The sequence below is a fragment of the Polynucleobacter sp. MG-27-Goln-C1 genome, from assembly GCF_018881905.1.
GTDB lineage: Bacteria > Pseudomonadota > Gammaproteobacteria > Burkholderiales > Burkholderiaceae > Polynucleobacter.
In genome coordinates this window covers 76,375-95,902 of sequence record NZ_JACVPM010000001.1, presented here as the reverse complement: position 1 = coordinate 95,902, position 19,528 = coordinate 76,375, and the positions used below count along the sequence as shown (strand labels likewise).

Sequence of the window (19,528 nt, the reverse complement as noted above, 5' to 3'; positions counted from 1 at the left end):
CTGCGGGCGGTTACAATCTTGTTTTTGATAAAAACCGCAGAAAATCAGCTCTGCACCCAGGAATAGCAAGATGAAAACAGCACAAGAACTCCGCGTTGGTAACGTAGTAATGATCGGCACTGATGCCATGGTCGTTTTAAAAGCAGAATACAGCCGCTCAGGCCGCAACTCTTCTGTTGTAAAAATGAAATTTAAGAACTTGTTAACTGGTGCGCCCAACGAAGGCGTATTCAAAGCAGATGACAAGTTTGATGTAGTGATCTTGGATAAGAAAGATTGCACTTACTCTTACTTCGCAGATCCAATGTATGTATTTATGGATACTGAATACAACCAATATGAAGTTGAAGCTGAATTCATGGGCGATGCATTGCATTACCTCGAAGAAAGCATGCCTTGCGAAGTCGTGTTCTACGAAGGTAAAGCACTCTCAGTAGCAATGCCAAACTCTTTGGTTCGTGAAATCATTTACACAGAGCCAGCAGTTAAAGGCGATACCAGCTCAGGCAAAGTATTGAAGACTGCAAAATTGGCTACTGGCTATGAATTGCAAGTTCCCTTGTTCTGTAACACCGGCGACAAGATCGAGATCGATACTCGTACTGGTGAATATCGTAGCCGCGCTAATTAATTAGCTCGCTCGATAGTAAAAGGCCCGGCTTGCCGGGCTTTTTTATTTCTTAAAGTACAGTCATAATCAAAACCATGACCGATACCATTTCCCCAGTAATCACCACCTTAACCCTTGAAGATATTCCCCATCTGATTGACTGCGTTCGACGTTGCTACGGGGAAAGCTATACCAATCCAGTGATGTACGACGCCGCACTACTGAAAGATGCAATCGTCACACAGAAAATGCACTCCATAGTTGCGAAATTAGAAAATAATCAAATTATTGGGCACTGCGCACTAACCTTTGATGGCCCTGAAAATTGCTCCCCAGAAGCTGGAAAAATGATGGTCGACCCCGATTACAGGGGGCATCACATTGCTGAGTTGATTTCAAAAAAGCGTATAGAAATTGCTGAATCTTTGGGCTTGCCAGGCTTTTGGACTGAGTGCGTTACCAATCACCCTTATAGCCAGCATGAAATGATTGCCTTTAACGCGAAGGAAACTGGTCTTTTTATTGGAGATGTTCCACCAACCTTTGCAATGCAGGGTCTGCAAAACTTTAGCGACACCCGCATGTCTTTGTTAGCCTTTTACCTCCCGCTAAAAGATCGCCCGCATGATATTTATGTTCCAACTAAACACAATGAACACTTGAATGCACTTTTAAGCAACTTAAATCTCCAGCGCAATATTAGTAATTTGGAGATACAAGGAACTGGGGAAACAATTCTTAAAACTGAAATTGACTCTGAAGACCAGGTAGCCAATATATCCGTGGCTCATATCGGAGAGGATTTAATAGCATCAGTCACGGCTGAGCTAAAAAAACTTGAGACTTTAAAAATTGCCTCCGCTTATCTTGATCTGCCTATTACGCAAGAGGCGGCGGCCAATGCCTATATGGCATTAGAAGATCTGGGCTTCTTTTGGGGATCATGGATTCCACACTACTCTACCCAGGGCGATATTCTGCGTTTACAGAAGATCTATCAAACAGTGAACGTTAGTGAAATCGTTTGCGCCAGAGAGCAAGGCGAAGAAGTTAAAAAGTTTGTGATCTCTGAATGGGAAAGAGTTTCAAAGAAATAGAGACTTTATCCAATTAAATTCAGTTGCTGCAGCAAGCCTTTGGCATGTTGATATTGGGCTTCAGATTGCAACTCATCCCAAGCAGGAGCCGTAGCAGTCGGCATTAAACGATTCAATCGAGTGGCAGACTCTGCTTGTTTTGCTTTAGAAACTTTCAACTGACTAAGTAATTGATCCGCAAGATCCGGGCGGTTGCAAATCAACACTGCATCGCATCCTGCCTCAAGCGCCATATCAGCACCCTTGACTACAGAACCAGCAACGCTCGCACCTTCCATCGAAAGGTCGTCACTAAAGATCACGCCTTCAAAGCCTAACTCTTGACGCAAAATGGAATGTAGCCAAACCTTAGAAAATCCAGCGGGGTTCTTATCTACTTTTGGATAGATCACATGGGCTGGCATTACTGCCGTCAAACTCAGATCCAACCATTCATAAGGCTTAGCATCATCATTCAGAATTTGTTTCAAAGGACGTTCGTCAACCGGAATAGCCACATGAGAATCCGCTTCTGCCCAGCCGTGGCCTGGGAAGTGTTTTCCGCAGTTCGCCATACCGGCAAGACGTAAGCCTTCATTCAGACTCTTAGCCAAAGCAAAGATGATTTGTGGGTCACGGCTAAATGCACGATCTCCGATGACACCGCTGCGGCCAAAATCGAGATCTAGGACCGGGGTAAAACTAAAGTCCACACCGCAAGCACGCAACTCGGCGGCCAAGACATATCCGCAAGCTGTAGCTGCTGCCATCGCAATAGCAGCAGATTCTGCGGAATGCGATGACTTATTTTTAGAACCCCACAGTTCGCCTAGCTTACGCATGGCAGGCAAATGGGTAAAGCCATCAGTCCTGCAGCGCTGAACACGTCCACCCTCATGATCAATCGAGATCAATACATCGGAACGGAGCTTTTTAATATCTGAAGTGAGTTTAGTGAGCTGCTTGCGATTAGCAAAGTTTCTGCCAAACAAAATCACACCACCAGTAAGTGGGTGCAAGATGCGACGACGATCCTCTGCATTTAACTCAAGACCAACCACATCTAAAGTAACTGGGCCCGGTTTCATAGTCGACTTAGCCATGCATTCCTCGAAATTTTTTAGATTTATATATTTTTGATGCTTGTTTATTTTTGAACCACGATGACATGCGCTATTGCCATGTCTTGCTCATCACTCACGGTAACCTGGGCTTCCCAGTTTTTATCCTGCATAAATTGTGCGAGTGCACCCAAATACGATGTCACTGGTTTACCGCTAGGCTCATTGAGCGTTTGGAGGGATCTCCAAGTCATGGGCATTCTCATGCCCAGGCCAATTGCTTTAGAGAATGCTTCTTTTGCAGCAAAGCGTGTTGCCAAGAAGGCAATGCCCCTCTTGTGATTTCTAGCCAAGCGATGCTTAAAAACCAACATCTCATCTGGCCCAAGAATTTTTTCAGCTAAGCGGCCATTGGTGCGATCGTAAGCAGCTTGAAGCCGCTCAATCTGCAAAATGTCTGTGCCCATGCCAATAATCATTTGATCTTTAATCTTTTAGGCTTGAGTTCTACCCTGAACCATGAGGGCCTTCATGTCGGTAATCGCGTTTTGCCAGCCCTTAAAGAGGGCTTCAGCAACAATAGCATGGCCAATATTGAGCTCAGATAGCTCGGCAATGGCGGCAACTGGGATCACATTAGCCTCATTTAAACCATGACCCGCATTGACCCGCAAACCAATACTTTTTCCAAACTGCGCCGCTTTTCTAATGCGCTCGAGCTCTTGCTTCTGTTGATTGCCTGTCAGATCTGCGTATCGACCAGTATGTAATTCGACCACTGTTGCACCAACATCTTTTGCAGCTTGGATTTGCTTTTCCTCAGGATCAATAAAGAGTGAGACTCTGATGCCTGAAGCTTTTAACTGCGTGGTGGCAGATTTAACTGCCTCAAAGTGTCCCACTACATCCAAGCCACCTTCAGTAGTTACCTCTTCACGCTTTTCGGGAACAAGGCAAACATCATGCGGCTGCACTCGACAGGCGATCTTAATCATCTCTGGAGTAACCGCACATTCCAAATTCATGCGCGTCTGAATCAAAGGACGTAAAGCCATCAAATCCGCATCTTTAATATGGCGACGGTCTTCACGCAAATGTAAGGTAATTAAATCAGCGCCCGCTTCTTCAGCCAAACGGGCAGCTTTCAAAGGATCGGGGTAAACCGTGCCACGTGCATTACGCAAGGTAGCGACGTGATCGATATTGATGCCAAGCTCAAGCTTTGGTTGGGTATTCATTGAAGTAGATTACTAGATTTTCTTGAGATCAATCAAAATCTGACGGGTAGTGAGCACTTGATCATGAAGATGCAAGCCCAATAAGAAGCGCATTAACTGCTTACTCTCAGAAAGCGTCTCTTGATCAGAAAAGTCTCCTGCTGCAATAGCTAGCAGGGATTTACCGCTTAAGACTGGCCAGTGGCCTGGATCATCCCCTTGAGCAGGTCTGACACCCCGCTCCGGCTGATAAACATATTGCTCATTCGAGATCGGAGCACTATTGGTTTCGACACAGCGATCAAGCGCCGCCGCATAACCAGTTTCCTGCAAAAGCGTTAACTCAAAGGGACGCAGAATTTCTTCTAAGCCTTTGGATTCAAATTCGAGATTAGATAAAGCGGAGATGGTATCGGTGTAATGGTCGTAGAGTTTTTCATAGTCGTCTTCACGAGCTAGAAACTTGACCAATAACTCATTGAGGTAAAAGCCACAGAGCAATGCATCACCCACCAAAGATGGCGTGCCACCAACCCACTCTGACTTCGTTAAAGTACGCAGCTCGGACTTGCCACTCCAAGAAACCAATAGGGGCTGAAAGCGCTGCAAGACTGGGCGCAGTACCGAGTGTGGACGCTTGGCACCCTTGGCAATCAAGGCCATACGACCATGCTGACGTGTAAAGACATCCAGAATTAAGCTGGTTTCCTTGTAAGGAATGCTGTGCAATACAAAAGCGGGTTCGTCAGCAACACGAATGGAGGCCATGAATAATTACTCTAAACCTTGTGCCCGCAATTCAGCGCGATCATCTGCCCAGCCGCGCTTGACCTTCACCCAAGTCTCCAGAAAGACTTTGCCGTCAAAGAGCTTTTCCATATCAATGCGGGCATCGGTAGAAATCTTCTTCAGTCGCTCACCCTTGGCGCCAATAATCATCGCCTTGTGGCTATCGCGATCAACCAAAATCGTTGCTGCAATCCGGCGCATCTTGCCATCCATCTTGAACTGATCAATTACAACGGTACTGGTGTAAGGCAACTCTTCCCCTGTAAAGCGGAAGACCTTCTCACGCAGGATCTCGGCAGCCAAGAAGCGCTCACTGCGATCAGTAATGGTATCGCCATCGTAGACGGCTGGCGCCTCTGGCAAGTAGCCCTCAAGCACATCCAACAATCTCTCAACATCTCCAGGACTCTTGGCGCTCATTGGCACGATTTCAGCGAACTCAGATTTCTGATCTTCATGGCCACCTAACTCACACCAAGGGCGGGCCATCTCTTTAATAAAGTTCAGTAGCGCCTGATCCCGCTCAGAGGGAGTCTGAAAACGACTATTAAACAGATCTAATTTATTTAAAACCAAGACAATAGGTAAGTCATCTGGCAGTAATTTCAAAACCTTCTTGTCATCTTCACCAAAGTAACCAGCCTCAACTACAAAACAGGCTACGTTTACATCTTGCAAAGCTGTAGTGACAGTGCGGTTCAAGGCCTTGTTCAAGGTATTCATTAAACGCGTCTGAAAGCCTGGCGTATCAATGAAAATGAACTGCGCCTCTTCACGATTCTGAATACCCAAAATACGGTGACGCGTGGTTTGTGCTTTACGAGAAGTAATGCTGATCTTCTGACCAACCAAAGCATTCAAGAGGGTCGATTTGCCCATATTGGGACGGCCAACAATGGCGATAGTGCCGCATCTAAACACGATTAGCCCTTCAGCTTAAGATTTAATTGCTCTTCGGTTGCTACTTTTTTTGCTGCTTTCTTTTTAGCCGATCGAGTCTTTTTAGGTTTGCCTAGCGCTTGTGGCAAGGCTTTTAATGCAGCGATTAAAGCTATCTTCGCAGCTGCCTGCTCTGCCGCACGTCTAGACGCGCCCTCACCCTTAACGGAGACCTTGAGGTTGGGGATTAAACACTCCACCTCAAATTGCTGGTTATGGGCTGCACCGCTAGTACCTGTGACGTTATAAGTCGGCAGCGGCAATTGATAGCTTTGCAAACACTCTTGCAATAGTGTTTTGTCGTCTTTACCCAATGTTTTGGGATCAACATTGGCCAGAATAATGGAATAGAGTTTGCGCAAACACGTCTTAGCAGCATCAAACCCGCCATCTAAAAATATTGCACCAGTGACCGCCTCAAGTGTATCGGCCAGAATAGATGGGCGACGAAAGCCACCGCTCTTCAGCTCACCTTCACCTAAGCGAAGATAGTCTGACAACGATAGAGTTTGAGCAATCTCGTAGAGTGCTTGCTGCTTGACTAAGTTAGCCCGCACACGGGAGAGATCACCCTCATCTAGATCGGAATAACGCTCATAAAGCATTTCAGCAACAACGCAGTTCAGAATCGAGTCACCCAAAAATTCCAGGCGCTCATTATTTTTCTTACTGTGACTACGATGCGTTAGAGCTTGATTCAGTAGCTCTAGTTTTTTAAACGTGTAGCCCAGTTGCGCTTGCAGCGGTGCAGTTTCGATGGCGGCGCGGGCGTTCATGACTTTATTCGAAGCCGCCAATGCGACCCAGATTTCCCAGGTTTAACCAAACAAAGAATGCCTTGCCGACGATATTTTTATCCGGCACAAATCCCCAGTAACGAGAGTCAGCGCTGTTATCGCGGTTATCACCCATAGCAAAGTAATGCCCTGCTGGGACGGTACAAGTCAGCCCACCATTTTGGTACTGACAATTTTCAAATCCAGGAAAACGTTCTGCAGGAAACATGCCAGCAGGACGATCGGGATCATTGAGAATTTCATGCTTGTTACCACCTAAATCCGCAGGATAAGACTCTGCAAACCGTTTGGCATACCTCATGTTTTCTGGATCTAAGTAAGGCTCACCACCGCTATATTGAAGTGGCTGACCATTGACTGTTAAACGCTTGTCTTGATAAGTAATGGTGTCACCAGGCAAAGCCACGACGCGTTTAATGTAGTCAACTGATTCATCACGCGGATAGCGGAATACGACTACATCACCACGTTTTGGGGATCCTAGGTCGACTACCTTCTGGTTGATGACTGGCAATCGAATTCCGTAGGTAAATTTATTTACCAGAATAAAGTCGCCAATCTGCAGGGTTGGAATCATCGAGCCTGATGGAATTTTGAATGGCTCCACAATAAAAGAGCGCAATACAAATACCGCGCAGATTACCGGGAAGAAACCAGCCGTGTATTCCAGCCACAATGGCATGCGATCAATGCCAGCCATACGTCTTTGCGGGGCAAAGTAGTAACGATCAGCAATCCAAGCAATACCTGAAACTACTACCAAGATAAATAGGATGAGCGCAAAGTTCATTAGTCGTCTACCTGCAAAATGGCTAAGAAGGCTTCTTGTGGAATCTCCACGTTACCTACTTGCTTCATGCGCTTCTTACCTTCTTTTTGCTTCTCTAATAATTTGCGTTTACGAGAAATATCACCACCGTAACACTTAGCCAATACGTTCTTACGCAAGGCTTTCACGTTTTCACGGGCAACGATGTTGCTACCAATTGCCGCCTGAATGGCCACATCAAACATTTGACGCGGAATAATGCCGCGCATCTTAGCAACTACTTCGCGTCCACGGTGCTGGCTATTGTTGCGGTGAACAATCACCGACAAAGCATCAACGCGCTCACTATTAATGAGGATGTCTACCTTAACCACATCTGCCGGACGGTATTCTTTGAACTCGTAATCCATAGATGCATAGCCACGAGAGATCGATTTCATTTTGTCAAAGAAATCCAAAACAATCTCCGCCATTGGCAGTTCATATGTGAGTTTTACTTGGCGACCGAGGTAATTCATATCCATCTGAATACCGCGCTTACCAATACATAGAGTAATGATCGCGCCCACGTACTCTTGCGGCATATACAGATTGACTGTCACGATCGGCTCAAGAATCGTGTTGATCTTGCTAGCCTCTGGCATCTTCGATGGGTTGTCTACCGACAGGATCGTGCCATCAGATTGCTCTACTTGGTACACCACCGTTGGTGCGGTAGTAATGAGATTCATGCCGTACTGACGCTCTAAACGCTCTTGCACGATCTCCATATGGAGCAATCCCAGGAAGCCGCAGCGGAATCCAAAACCAAGCGCTTGCGAAACCTCAGGCTCATACAAGAGTGAGGCATCGTTTAATTGCAGCTTCTCTAAAGATTCGCGCAATTGATCGTACTCACTCGACTCCACCGGGTACAGACCTGCAAAGACCTGGGGCTTCACTTCTTTAAAGCCTGGAAGTGGCTCGGTAGCTGGGACTCGGCCTTGCTGCCCAGGAGTATGGGTAACTGTGTCACCCACCTTGGCGGCTTTTAACTCTTTAATACCGGCAATCACAAAGCCTACCTGGCCAGCAGACAGCGCTGGACGATCCACAGACTTTGGACTAAATACACCAACGTGCTCAACCAGATGGCTTGAGCCATTGGACATCAAAGTAATTTTTTCTTTTGGCTTTAAGGTGCCGTTCACAACCCGCACCAACATCACCACACCAACATAGTTATCAAACCAAGAATCAATAATCAAGGCTTGCAAAGGATCTGCTGCATTGCCTTTTGGTGGGGGTACGCGAGCAATCATCTCTTCGATGACTTCTTGTACGCCTAAGCCAGTTTTAGCCGAACACGTCACCGCCTCAGATGCATCGATACCAATAACATCTTCAATTTCTTTTTTAGCGCGCTCAGGATCAGCCTGCGGCAAATCAATCTTATTAAGCACCGGCACTACTTCAACGCCTAGCTCCAGCGCCATGTAACAGTTAGCGACAGTTTGAGCCTCAACACCTTGACTGGCATCAACTACCAACAATGCACCTTCACATGCTGATAGAGAGCGGCTCACTTCATAGGAGAAGTCAACGTGTCCCGGAGTATCAATCAAATTGATGTTGTAAGTTTTGCCATCTTTGGACTTATAAGTCAGCGCTGCTGTTTGCGCTTTAATCGTGATGCCACGCTCCCGCTCGATATCCATCGAGTCAAGCACTTGGGCTTCCATTTCACGATCAGATAGACCGCCACAGAGTTGAATAATGCGATCAGCAAGCGTTGATTTGCCGTGATCAATGTGGGCGATGATAGAAAAATTGCGGATTAAATCCATAGCGTCTTATGTGGTCTTCAAAAAACGCCTTGTCAGAACGCACCACAATGATGCGCTGCAAAAAGCCGTCTTAAAGTGATTGTAATGGGTGGCGCTAAATTAGCGCCGAACCCGTTTATTCCATGCAAAAACCCAGGTTTTGGCTTATTTTGGCCTAACTGGAATAATCATGGTGCTATCAGCCCTGCGGACAAAAACTGGGACCGATTTATTGGCATCCAGGCCCTTAACCAGGCTCTCAAACTGCTTTACCCCAGTAATGTCAGCATCCGCAATCCGGATAATGACATCGCCAGGACGCACCCCTGCACGCGCTAGGGGGCCATCTCCTAGGCCCGTAACCTCAACCCCACCGCGGATATTGAGCTCCTTCTTCTTGCTATCTGAGGGCTCAGAAACCGCCACTCCAAGAGAATTGGTATTCCCACCAGATGATCCAGAGTTATCCGATTTCTTCACAGCGGCCTGACCAGCTTCGGTATCGGCCACAGTCACCATCAAGTCCTTGGTGCCCCCTTTGCGCCAGACCTGGACTGTTGCGCTAGTTCCAGGCTTAGTTTCACCAACTGTTCTGGGTAGATCGGTGGATTTTCCAATATCGCGGCCATTGAAGCTCAAAATCACGTCGCCCGACTCAATGCCACCCGCTGCTGCTGGACCACCAGGTTCAACATTGCGAACATAAGCTCCACGTGGTTTTCCTAAGCCTAAGCTCTCAGCGATCTCTTTAGTCATTTCACCTAAAGCAACGCCAATACGACCACGAGTCATTTTTCCATTGGTACGCAATTGATCTGCAACGCGCATGGCCTCATCAATCGGAATCGCAAATGAGATACCCATATATCCACCAGAGCGACTAAAGATTTGTGAGTTAATGCCAATGACCTGTCCGGCTGTGTTCAATAAGGGACCACCCGAGTTACCAGGATTCACCGCCACGTCCGTCTGAATGAATGGCAAGTAGTCGCCAGTATCACGACTCTTGGCGGACACGATGCCTGCGGTCACGGTATTTTCTAAGCCAAACGGGGAGCCAATCGCTAATACCCACTCACCCACTCTTACGCGGGAAGAGTCACCCAATGGCAACTTAGGTAAATCGCGTGCATCAATTTTGACAACCGCCACATCAGTACGCTTATCCATACCTAGTAACTTCGCTTTGTACTCACGCTTGTCAGTCAAGGTAACGTAAATCGTATTCGCACCTTCAACCACGTGGGCATTTGTCAGAATCAAACCATTGGATTCAATAATGAAGCCTGAACCTACGCCACGATCAGCCTCTTGAGGCTTGCCTGGATTCGGTTGGGCTTGTTTAGGTGTACCAGGCAAACCTGGAATAGGTACTCCGAAGAAACGACGGAAGAACTCAGCTTGATCCTCTGGCATTCCTGGGAAACCACCCTGGGCTTGCTGCTGCATCACTTTTTCAGTAGTACGAATATTGACCACGGCCGGACTGGCTCTCTCAACCAAATCAGCAAAATCTGGAATGGAGACGCGAGGGCTCTGGGCGCAGGCCTGAGGAATGAATGCAATTTGCCCCAAGCTAAAGATAGCTAAGAGCGCAATAAGATACTTTTTCATGATGCCATCAACCTACTTGGTAAAAACCAATAATTAAGGAAACGAAGAAAGGAAATAACCTAGTAAGAATATTAGGTCAGTTTGCCAAAAATCAAGGTACCGTTAGTACCCCCAAAGCCAAAGTTGTTTTTGACGGCATGGTCGATCTTCACATCACGAGCAGTATTGGCGCAGTAGTCCAAATCACACTCTGGATCTTGATTGAAGATGTTGATTGTTGGTGGAGACTTTTGGTTATGTAAAGCCAGAATAGTAAAGACAGACTCCAAGCCGCCCGCACCGCCTAAAAGGTGGCCAGTCATCGACTTAGTAGAGTTAATTAGCGTCTTCTTGGCGTGATCGCCGAGAGCAGCCTTGATAGCGCCAGTTTCATTCTTATCACCCAAAGGTGTCGAAGTACCGTGTGCATTGATGTACTGAATCTGATCTGCATTCAAGCCAGCATCGCGCATTGCATTCACCATGCAACGACGTGGGCCATCCATATTTGGGGCAGTCATGTGATACGCATCACCACTCATACCGAAGCCTAAGAGCTCACAGTAGATTTTTGCGCCACGTGCTTTAGCGTGCTCATACTCTTCGAGAACAATAACACCAGCACCCTCACCCAGAACGAAACCATCACGGTCTCTGTCCCATGGGCGTGAAGCTGTTGCAGGGTCATCATTACGAGTAGATAGAGCTCTAGCAGAAGCAAAGCCACCAACCCCTAATGCGGAAATCGTAGATTCAGCACCACCGGCAACCATCACATCGGCATCACCGTACTGAATTAAACGTGCTGCCAATCCAATACTGTGCAAACCTGTGGTGCAAGCTGTCACTGCAGCAACGTTTGGACCCTTAAGACCAAACAAGATACTGAGGTGGCCAGAAATCATATTAATGATTGAGCCTGGCACAAAGAATGGGGAGATGCGACGAGGACCGCGAGCGAGCAACTCAGCGCCAGTCTCTTCAATCATCGGCAAACCGCCGATACCTGAACCAACCATGACACCAACGCGCTCGGCGTTCTCTTCGGTTATCTGTAAACCGCTATCGCGAATTGCTTGCGTGCCAGCAGCGATACCGTAATGGATAAAGGTATCCATATGGCGCGCCTCTTTGGCAGAAACATATTCTTCGACATTGAAATCTTTCACCTCGCCGGCGAAATGCACGCTCAGCGGAGTGTGGTCAAACTTAGTGATGGTAGCAATGCCTGATTTGCCCGCGAGCAAATTAGACCAAGCTACATCAACCGAGTTACCAACTGGTGAAATAAGGCCTAAGCCGGTAACAACAACCCGGCGACGGCCATTTGATGCTGACACAGTAATAGCTTTTAACTAAGCTAGGGAATTAACCCTGAGCTTTTGACTGAGCAAAATCGATAGCGAGCTGAACAGTAGTAATTTTTTCAGCTTCTTCATCCGGAATTTCAATCCCGAATTCATCTTCCAAAGCCATTACCAATTCAACAGTGTCAAGAGAGTCTGCGCCTAAGTCATTCACAAAAGAAGATTCATTCTTGATATCTGCTTCTGCGACGCCCAATTGCTCAGCGACGATCTTCTTAACGCGTTGTTCGATGTTATCCATTAATTCCCCCAAGGGTTGTAAAAAAACGATGAAAAGAATTTTATCAGCTTGGCGGGCCGAATTAGCAAATCCGCCAAAAAATGATCAAATTTCTGCTTTATTTTTAGGCTAAATACAGGCCGCCATTGACATGTAAGGTATTACCCGTAATGTACCCAGCCGCTGGGGATGCCAAAAACGCCACTGCCTGGGCCACATCTTCTGGGCTACCCAGACGAGCCAAGGGAATGTTCGCTTTCAGGCTATTTTGCTGTTCTTCGCTCAAAGCGCGAGTCATATCGGTATCAATAAATCCAGGTGCAACACAATTTACAGTGATATTGCGGCTACCGATTTCACGGGCTAAAGCGCGGGTCATTCCAGAAACCCCTGATTTGGCAGCTGCGTAATTAGCCTGTCCAGGGTTGCCCATATGCCCAACAATCGAGGTGATGTTAATAATGCGGCCAGCACGTGCCTTCATCATTGGACGCATTACCGCCTGGGACAAACGGAAAACTGCACTTAAGTTGGTGTCGATCACATCTGTCCACTCATCTGTTTTCATGCGCATTGCTAGGTTATCGCGAGTGATGCCTGCGTTATTCACCAAAATATTGATGCCGCCAAAATCCTTGACGATCAAATCAATGATGTCTTCGCAAGCCTTTGGGTCAGTCACATTCAGTACTTCACCGCGACCACCGCTCGCTTGTAAACGCGCATTGATAGCCTTGGCGCCATCTTCAGAAGTAGCAGTACCAATTACCTTGGCGCCACATTTCACTAACTCATCCGCAATGGCTTGACCAATACCGCGCGATGCGCCAGTTACCAATGCAATTTGTCCACTTAAGTCGAGATTCATATTTGTCTTCCGTCGTTTCTTTAATGTTTCTTATTTGTATTTTTACTTTACTGTAGCCAAGGCTTCAGTGAGGCTAGCTTCATCAAAAATAGGAATGCCAACAACATGCTCATTAATGCGCTTAGTCAGCCCAGCCAATACCTTGCCAGGACCGCATTCCACTACCTGAGTAATGCCCTGCTGCGCCATAGCATTGATAGTCTCTTGCCAACGTACAGGCTTAGCAGCTTGACGCACCAAGGCATCTTTAATGGCCGCTGGATCATTTAGCACATTGACATCAACGTTATTAACTACAGAAATAGTGGGGACCTTAAATTCAATATCGGCCAAGTAGGCTTTGAGCTTTTCAGAAGCAGGCTGCAGCAGCGATGAATGAAATGGTGCGGATACTGGCAATGGCAGAGCACGCTTCGCACCAGCTGCCTTGAGTAATTCGCAAGCCTTAGTCACGGCATCGCTACCACCCGCAATCACGACTTGTCCTGGAGCATTAAAGTTCACTGCCTCCACTACGCCACCGGAAGCTGCAGCAGCTTCAGCACAAACCGTTTTTACAATCGCATCATCCAAACCTAAAATCGCAGCCATACCACCCGTACCAACTGGGACAGCCGTCTGCATCGCTTCAGCACGAAAGCGCACTAAAGGCACTGCATCTTTAAAAGAGATGACGCCAGCAGCAACTAAAGCAGAGTATTCACCCAAACTGTGACCAGCCATCATCTGAGGAACGGCACCACCAGAGGCTAACCAAGCGCGATAAAACGCAATCGCCGCGGTCAACATCACGGGCTGTGTATTGGTTGTTAAAGACAATGCTTCTGCAGGGCCTTCAGCAATCAGTTTTGCAACATCTTCACCCAAAGCCTCTGAGGCTTCTTGCAAAGTTGCACGAACCTCTGGGCGATCAGCAATGGAGTTGAGCATCCCAACAGATTGGGAACCTTGGCCAGGGAATACAAATGCAAATGTCATAGGAATAATCGCTGAATAATAGTTGTGAATATATTTTTAGCTTTAGTGCTTTGCTTCAATACTTAATTGCTACTGCGCCCCAAGCAAAGCCACCGCCCACGCCCTCTAGCAAAAGGTGTTGACCGCGTTGAATTTGACCAGAGCGCACGCCGACGTCCAAGGCAAGTGGAATAGATGCAGCAGAAGTATTGCCATGCTCATGCACAGTCACAATCACTTTATCCATCGACATACCCATCTTGCGAGCCGTGCTCTCCATGATGCGAATATTGGCTTGGTGTGGCACCAACCAATCAATTTGCTCTGGTTTGAGATTGGCTTTCTCTAAAGCCTCATGCGCAACTTGCTCTAGCACCTTAACGGCCAGCTTAAAGACTGCAGGGCCATCCATAGTTAAGTAAGCAGAGCCTTCTACGCCACCCTGCTTTGCACGTCCTGGAACACAGAGGATGTCACGTTGACTGCCGTCAGCATGTAAGGCAGTTGCCAAAATACCTGGCTCTTTCGAGGCTTCAAGAACCACTGCCCCAGCACCATCACCAAATAAAACAGAGGTCGTGCGATCTTGGAAATCCAAAATACGGGAAAAGGTTTCTGCACCGAGAACTAAAACTTTTTTGTAAGTGCCCGTACGAATAAATGCATCCGCAATCGCCAGAGCATAAGTAAAGCCGGCACATACCGCCTGGACATCGAATGCCGCACAGTTTGTGTGAGCACCCAATTTATCTTGCACTACGCAAGCAGTACTTGGAAAGCCGCCCAAATGATCCGGCGTAGAGGTTGCCAAAATAATGAGGTCAAGATCTTCTGAGGTGCAGCCAGCCGCCTCTAATGCGGCTTCAGCAGCTTTGACCGCCAAGTCACTCGTAAGTTGATTGTCTGCCGCAAAGTGACGAGCAGAAATGCCGCTACGAGTCACAATCCATTCATCGCTAGTCTCAAGACCAATCTTCGCTAAACGCTCAACCAGATCTTGATTGCTTAAACGCTGCTCTGGAAGGTAACTTCCAGTTCCAGCTATCCGTGAATAAGTACCCATGATTATTTTGTCTCCGCCACAAAAGCTTGAGCTATGCGCTCTACCATGCGATTTTTTGCTGCTTCATATGCGCGATCGAGCGCAAAACCAAATGCAAAACGATCTGCTGACCCATGACTCTTGATCACACAACCACGCAAACCTAAAAGTACTGCGCCGTTATAACGACGATGATCCACGCGCTTGCGGACACGCAACAATGGCACCATAGCGCAAATCGCCATTAGCTTCGTAAGCCATGATCGATTGAATTCTTGTTTGATTAAACCGCTCATCATCTTCGCCAAGCCTTCACTTGCCTTGAGGACTACGTTACCAACAAAACCATCGCACACCACGATATCCGTAGTGCCTTTAAAAATATCGTTGCCTTCTACGTTGCCATAGAAGTTTAAGTTTGCTTGGCGCAGCAACTCACTCGTCTGCTTGACTACTTCATTTCCCTTAATCACTTCTTCACCAATATTGAGAAGACCGATTGAAGGATTTTGTGTGCCATCCACCACTTGAACCATCACGTTAGCCATTTGTGCAAATTGCACCAAGTGCATTGGCTCACAATCCGCGTTGGCACCGAGATCCAGCATGGTGGTGCCGCGCCCTTTTTCATTCGGGATCGCAGTAGCAATTGCAGGGCGATCAACACCTTCAAGGGTTTTGAGAATGTAGCGGGAGATCGCCATTAAGGCGCCCGTATTGCCAGAAGAGATGACTGCATCAGCCAGACCTTCTTTCACTTGCTCAATAGCAACGCGCATAGAAGAATCTTTTTTACGACGCAGTGCCACCTCAATGGGATCATCCATTAAGACAACTTCACTGGCGGGAATAATTTGAATGCGCTCCATTGGCGCTTTGGGAAATTTACTCAAGGCTTGCTTGAGCACTTCCGGATTGCCGACTAAGGCAATCTTCACATCAGCATGTTTTTCGAGAAAATCGCAACAAGCGGGAACCGTGACAACTGCTCCGTGATCTCCGCCCATAGCATCGATAGCAAGAGTGACACTCATAAAATCAAGTATTGCTGCAAGTGGTATTTTTCAAAGAAAAAAGCGGCTTTTATTGGAGCCGCTTCTATCTTTTAGACTAAAGAATTAGTCGTTTTTAGTTTTAACCACTTTACGACCACGGTAGTAGCCGTTTGGTGAAATGTGGTGGCGCAAATGGGCCTCACCAGTTGTGGCTTCAACAGCCGTAGCAGGTGCGGTCAAAAAGTCGTGCGCACGGTGCATGCCACGTTTGGATGGGGATTTTTTATTCTGTTGGACGGCCATATTGAACTCCTAAGCAAGGCGACATTCTAGCATGAGAATTGGGCTAAATGCTTGATTAATTGATAAAACGGGTTTGAAAAGCCACCCCCCAATGCGGGTGGTCTATTCAATTTTTCTTCATATTTTTCAATATGTTGAAGGGATTTTGGGGCTTTTCAGAGGCATCTGCAGCTTCCCCGCCCTCCCCAAATGAAGAGGCATGTGGTTTGCAAGTACCCTCTGGATGCTTTGGAATTAAGGGCATAGACAGGAGAATTTCATCCTCAATTAAGCCCAAAAGATCAAAGTGCTGACTTGCTACCAAAGGCTCTTGTTGGTCGTCCTCCATAGGGAAGGCTTCTGCCTCCTCCTCAGTAGCCACCATGACAAATCGACTTTCTTGAGTTAAATCGAGGCCGCAATCCTGCAAACAGCTCTGACAGACCAGATGAATACGCCCTTTTACGGCTAATTCCAGAATTTGTTGGGGCTCAGAACCCGGAGAATCCGCAAAATGGGTCTTTACCTGCCAATGGAAGCCATCACCCGGCTCGATGCTGGAGGCCTCCTCAGCCACCCTCGGTAAGGCTGCAATCTCCAAAAAACCAGAGCCTTGATAGGACTGTGGGGCACAAAAATCGATCCGGCTCAAAGCCTTGGGATCGGTGGATAGCTCAACTTGAGGTAAAACTTGATTACGATTCATGACATCAGTCTAAATGAAGGCTTCAGCGAAAGTACAAGTAGTGATGAGTAATTCTGCAAAAAAACTAATTCTGGCATCCACCTCGGTCTATCGTCGAGAGCTCTTAGAACGCCTGCGCATTCCTTTTGACGTCATCTCCCCAAAGGTGGATGAAACTCCTTTGCCCGGTGAAAGCACCTTAGATTTAGCCTTGCGCCTAGCAAAAGCCAAGGCTGCCGCAGTAGCGAAAGATCACCCCGAGGCTTGGGTCATTGGCTCTGATCAAGTCGCCGACCTCTGTGGTGCGGCGATTGGCAAACCAGGAAACTTTGAGCGTGCCATGGCGCAACTCCAACTCATGCGCGGTGCAACAGTGACTTTTCAAACAGCTCTATGTCTGATGCATGGCGATGTCGAAACCACAATCAATATTCCTACGGAAGTGAGCTTTCGCAAACTATCGGATGATGTTTTAGAGGCATATCTTCACGCCGAAGAACCCTACGACTGCGCTGGTAGTGCCAAATCCGAAGGCTTAGGAATCTCACTCTTGGAATCCATTAAGAGCGATGACCCTACTGCATTAATTGGCTTGCCATTAATTGCTCTCAGCGGCCTCTTGCGTGAAGCTGGCTTTGTTATTCCAGCAAAGAAATAAAACAAACATAAAGCTAAGCAACTACATGAGTTCGACACTAGGCACCCTCTTTTTAATTCCCAACACTTTGGGTGATGATTCTCGAGTTGAGCAGTTGCCTTGGGTCTTGCCAAGCGAAACCATCGCCCAAACCGCCAAGCTCACCAACTGGATTGTTGAGGATGCAAAAACAGCCCGTGCTTTTTTAAAAGCAGTCGATAGCGTTTCACCTTTAGCCTGCACTATTCAAGAAATGCAAATGAGTGAGTGGCGTGGCGTTGCCCGTAATGCTAAGTACGGTGATGCCGTTAAACCAATGGATTTACTCAAGCCGCTCATCGCCGGTAAAGACATGGGGCTCATGTCAGAGGCAGGTGTTCCGGGTGTTGCAGACCCCGGTGCTGAGCTCGTCCTTGCGGCACATAAGTTAGGCGCCAAAGTAAAACCTTTGGTCGGTCCAAGCTCTATTTTGTTGGGCCTGATGGCGAGCGGTTTGAATGGTCAGCGCTTTGCATTTCAGGGCTATGTTCCGCATGATGCGCAAGATCGCATTGCACGACTAAAACAGCTGGAAGTGGAATCTAGAAAATTACAGCAGACGCAAATTTGGATTGAGACACCCTATCGCAATACTGCCATGCTGATGGCCTGCCTGAGTGCACTGTCACCGCAATCGATGCTTTGCATGGGAATGGATTTGAGCCTACCAACGGAGATGGTCACTACTCTATCAATTGCAGACTGGCGTAAGCGCTTTCCGAATGAGGCTGCCTGCGCTTCACTACAAAATAGGCCAGCAGTATTTCTATTGCTGGCCTAGATGTTTTTTTGCTACCTTGTTGATCTATCGTTTTTTACTTTAGATCAGGTGTCTTAATTAATGCCTTGCCTGCTGCAGAACCCACCTCAGCACCAAAACGTTTAGCAACACGTTCTGCGAAATTCTCTTTCATGGTGTAGTCCAGAATATCCGGCGCTTTAAAGATATCGCGCGCTACAGTCTCTACTGTTCCGTAGCCATCCACCAAACCAATTTTGATTGCCTGTTCGCCATTCCATACACGGCCCGAGAACATCTCTGGAGTCTCTTTTAAGCGATCGCCACGACCTGCTTTGACCACCGCAATAAATTGCTGATGAATCTCATCGATCATATTTTTAATCATTTCAACTTGCTGCGGGTTTTCTTTAGAGAACGGATCCATCATTCCCTTATTTGATCCTGCAGTAATCATGCGGCGAGTTACGCCTAACTTATCCATCAAGCCAGTAAAACCAAAGCCCTCCATGATCACGCCGATAGATCCCACTAAACTGGCCTTATCAACCAAAATCTGATCACCAGCAACAGCGACATAGTAGCCGCCTGAGGCGCAGATATCTTCCACGACGACATAAAACGGCTTGCTTGGATAAAGTTTGCGCAAGCGATGAATCTCGTCGTTCATCATGCCCGCCTGAACCGGAGAGCCGCCAGGGCTATTGATGCGCAAAACTACGCCCGCACTATTTTGATTTTCAAAAGCAGCGGTAAGCGATGAATTGATATCTAAAGCATTGGCCATCGAGCTTGAAGAAATCTCACCCTCTAGCGTGACTAAAGCCGTGTGCTTTTCCATTCCCATCCCGCGCCCCGGTAGATGGAAATCAAAAACTGATAGCACTACGCCAACAAAGACAATCAGAGTGAGAATACGAAACACCGCTTTCCAGCGACGTGCCTTGCGAGTCTCTTTTAAATTCTCGAGCAATAAATGCTCAAGAGCTTGACGTTCCCAATTTTGATTCACGTTCTCGGATTGATTCTGATCCATCTTTT

22 protein-coding genes are annotated in these 19,528 nt (G+C 47.3%); 4 read left to right on the top strand and 18 right to left on the bottom strand.

Annotation, left to right across the window (positions count from 1 at the left end; genetic code table 11):
- Window positions 1-70: 70 nt before the first annotated feature.
- Both efp and ICN14_RS00475 read left to right on the top strand, forming a co-directional pair.
- Window positions 71-631 (top strand): elongation factor P, encoded by a 561-nt coding sequence (efp, locus tag ICN14_RS00480; RefSeq protein WP_046330550.1) that lies wholly within the window; start codon window positions 71-73, stop codon window positions 629-631.
- Between the two features lie 74 nt (window positions 632-705).
- Window positions 706-1,707, top strand: coding sequence for a GNAT family N-acetyltransferase (locus tag ICN14_RS00475; protein ID WP_216224081.1), 1,002 nt, complete (start codon window positions 706-708; stop codon window positions 1,705-1,707).
- Between the two features lie 5 nt (window positions 1,708-1,712).
- On the opposite strand, the gene nagZ is transcribed toward ICN14_RS00475, so the two are convergent.
- The 17 genes from nagZ to ICN14_RS00390 form a co-directional block, all read right to left on the bottom strand.
- Complete coding sequence (nagZ, locus tag ICN14_RS00470; RefSeq protein WP_216224080.1) at window positions 1,713-2,789, bottom strand: beta-N-acetylhexosaminidase; 1,077 nt, start codon at window positions 2,787-2,789, stop codon at window positions 1,713-1,715.
- A gap of 44 nt (window positions 2,790-2,833) precedes the next feature.
- Window positions 2,834-3,226 (bottom strand): holo-ACP synthase, encoded by a 393-nt coding sequence (gene acpS, locus ICN14_RS00465; RefSeq protein ID WP_216224079.1) that lies wholly within the window; start codon window positions 3,224-3,226, stop codon window positions 2,834-2,836.
- A gap of 15 nt (window positions 3,227-3,241) precedes the next feature.
- A complete protein-coding gene (gene pdxJ / locus ICN14_RS00460; protein WP_216224078.1) occupies window positions 3,242-3,985 on the bottom strand; it encodes a pyridoxine 5'-phosphate synthase in 744 nt (247 codons plus the stop codon).
- Between the two features lie 12 nt (window positions 3,986-3,997).
- On the bottom strand, window positions 3,998-4,732 hold the full coding sequence (recO, locus tag ICN14_RS00455) for a DNA repair protein RecO (RefSeq protein ID WP_216224077.1): 735 nt from the start codon (window positions 4,730-4,732) through the stop codon (window positions 3,998-4,000).
- Between the two features lie 6 nt (window positions 4,733-4,738).
- Window positions 4,739-5,674, bottom strand: a complete 936-nt coding sequence (era, locus tag ICN14_RS00450; protein WP_216180274.1) for a GTPase Era — start codon at window positions 5,672-5,674, stop codon at window positions 4,739-4,741.
- 2 nt (window positions 5,675-5,676) lie between these two features.
- On the bottom strand, window positions 5,677-6,468 hold the full coding sequence (rnc, locus tag ICN14_RS00445; RefSeq protein ID WP_216224076.1) for a ribonuclease III: 792 nt from the start codon (window positions 6,466-6,468) through the stop codon (window positions 5,677-5,679).
- A 4-nt stretch (window positions 6,469-6,472) separates the two neighbouring features.
- Window positions 6,473-7,279 (bottom strand): signal peptidase I, encoded by an 807-nt coding sequence (gene lepB, locus ICN14_RS00440; RefSeq protein ID WP_216224075.1) that lies wholly within the window; start codon window positions 7,277-7,279, stop codon window positions 6,473-6,475.
- On the bottom strand, window positions 7,279-9,084 hold the full coding sequence (gene lepA / locus ICN14_RS00435) for a translation elongation factor 4 (protein WP_216224073.1): 1,806 nt from the start codon (window positions 9,082-9,084) through the stop codon (window positions 7,279-7,281). Before lepA ends, lepB begins: the two co-directional genes overlap by 1 nt.
- Window positions 9,085-9,228: 144 nt before the next feature.
- A complete protein-coding gene (locus ICN14_RS00430; RefSeq protein ID WP_216224071.1) occupies window positions 9,229-10,677 on the bottom strand; it encodes a DegQ family serine endoprotease in 1,449 nt (482 codons plus the stop codon).
- A 71-nt stretch (window positions 10,678-10,748) separates the two neighbouring features.
- Window positions 10,749-11,996 (bottom strand): beta-ketoacyl-ACP synthase II, encoded by a 1,248-nt coding sequence (gene fabF, locus ICN14_RS00425; protein WP_216224069.1) that lies wholly within the window; start codon window positions 11,994-11,996, stop codon window positions 10,749-10,751.
- 28 nt (window positions 11,997-12,024) lie between these two features.
- Complete coding sequence (gene acpP / locus ICN14_RS00420) at window positions 12,025-12,264, bottom strand: acyl carrier protein (RefSeq protein WP_015421596.1); 240 nt, start codon at window positions 12,262-12,264, stop codon at window positions 12,025-12,027.
- A 103-nt stretch (window positions 12,265-12,367) separates the two neighbouring features.
- Window positions 12,368-13,111, bottom strand: a complete 744-nt coding sequence (fabG, locus tag ICN14_RS00415; protein ID WP_015421598.1) for a 3-oxoacyl-ACP reductase FabG — start codon at window positions 13,109-13,111, stop codon at window positions 12,368-12,370.
- A 42-nt stretch (window positions 13,112-13,153) separates the two neighbouring features.
- Window positions 13,154-14,089 carry an ACP S-malonyltransferase gene (gene fabD, locus ICN14_RS00410; protein ID WP_216224067.1) on the bottom strand — a complete coding sequence of 312 codons (936 nt, stop codon included), beginning with the start codon at window positions 14,087-14,089 and terminating at the stop codon, window positions 13,154-13,156.
- 55 nt (window positions 14,090-14,144) lie between these two features.
- Window positions 14,145-15,131, bottom strand: coding sequence for a beta-ketoacyl-ACP synthase III (locus tag ICN14_RS00405; protein ID WP_216224066.1), 987 nt, complete (start codon window positions 15,129-15,131; stop codon window positions 14,145-14,147).
- A 2-nt stretch (window positions 15,132-15,133) separates the two neighbouring features.
- Window positions 15,134-16,144 carry a phosphate acyltransferase PlsX gene (gene plsX / locus ICN14_RS00400; protein WP_216224065.1) on the bottom strand — a complete coding sequence of 337 codons (1,011 nt, stop codon included), beginning with the start codon at window positions 16,142-16,144 and terminating at the stop codon, window positions 15,134-15,136.
- An 84-nt stretch (window positions 16,145-16,228) separates the two neighbouring features.
- Window positions 16,229-16,408: a 50S ribosomal protein L32 gene (rpmF, locus tag ICN14_RS00395; RefSeq protein WP_011902241.1), complete on the bottom strand. Its 180-nt coding sequence runs from the start codon at window positions 16,406-16,408 to the stop codon at window positions 16,229-16,231.
- A 106-nt stretch (window positions 16,409-16,514) separates the two neighbouring features.
- Entirely contained in the window at window positions 16,515-17,093 is a 579-nt protein-coding gene (locus ICN14_RS00390; RefSeq protein WP_216224064.1) for a YceD family protein, read from the bottom strand.
- A gap of 13 nt (window positions 17,094-17,106) precedes the next feature.
- On the opposite strand from ICN14_RS00390, the gene ICN14_RS00385 reads away from it, so the two are divergent.
- A complete protein-coding gene (locus ICN14_RS00385) occupies window positions 17,107-17,730 on the top strand; it encodes a Maf family nucleotide pyrophosphatase (RefSeq protein ID WP_370624789.1) in 624 nt (207 codons plus the stop codon).
- A 25-nt stretch (window positions 17,731-17,755) separates the two neighbouring features.
- Window positions 17,756-18,529, top strand: a complete 774-nt coding sequence (locus tag ICN14_RS00380) for an SAM-dependent methyltransferase (RefSeq protein ID WP_216224063.1) — start codon at window positions 17,756-17,758, stop codon at window positions 18,527-18,529.
- 34 nt (window positions 18,530-18,563) lie between these two features.
- Here ICN14_RS00380 and ICN14_RS00375 read toward each other — a convergent pair whose 3' ends face one another.
- Entirely contained in the window at window positions 18,564-19,523 is a 960-nt protein-coding gene (locus tag ICN14_RS00375; protein ID WP_216224062.1) for a S49 family peptidase, read from the bottom strand.
- Window positions 19,524-19,528: the final 5 nt, after the last annotated feature.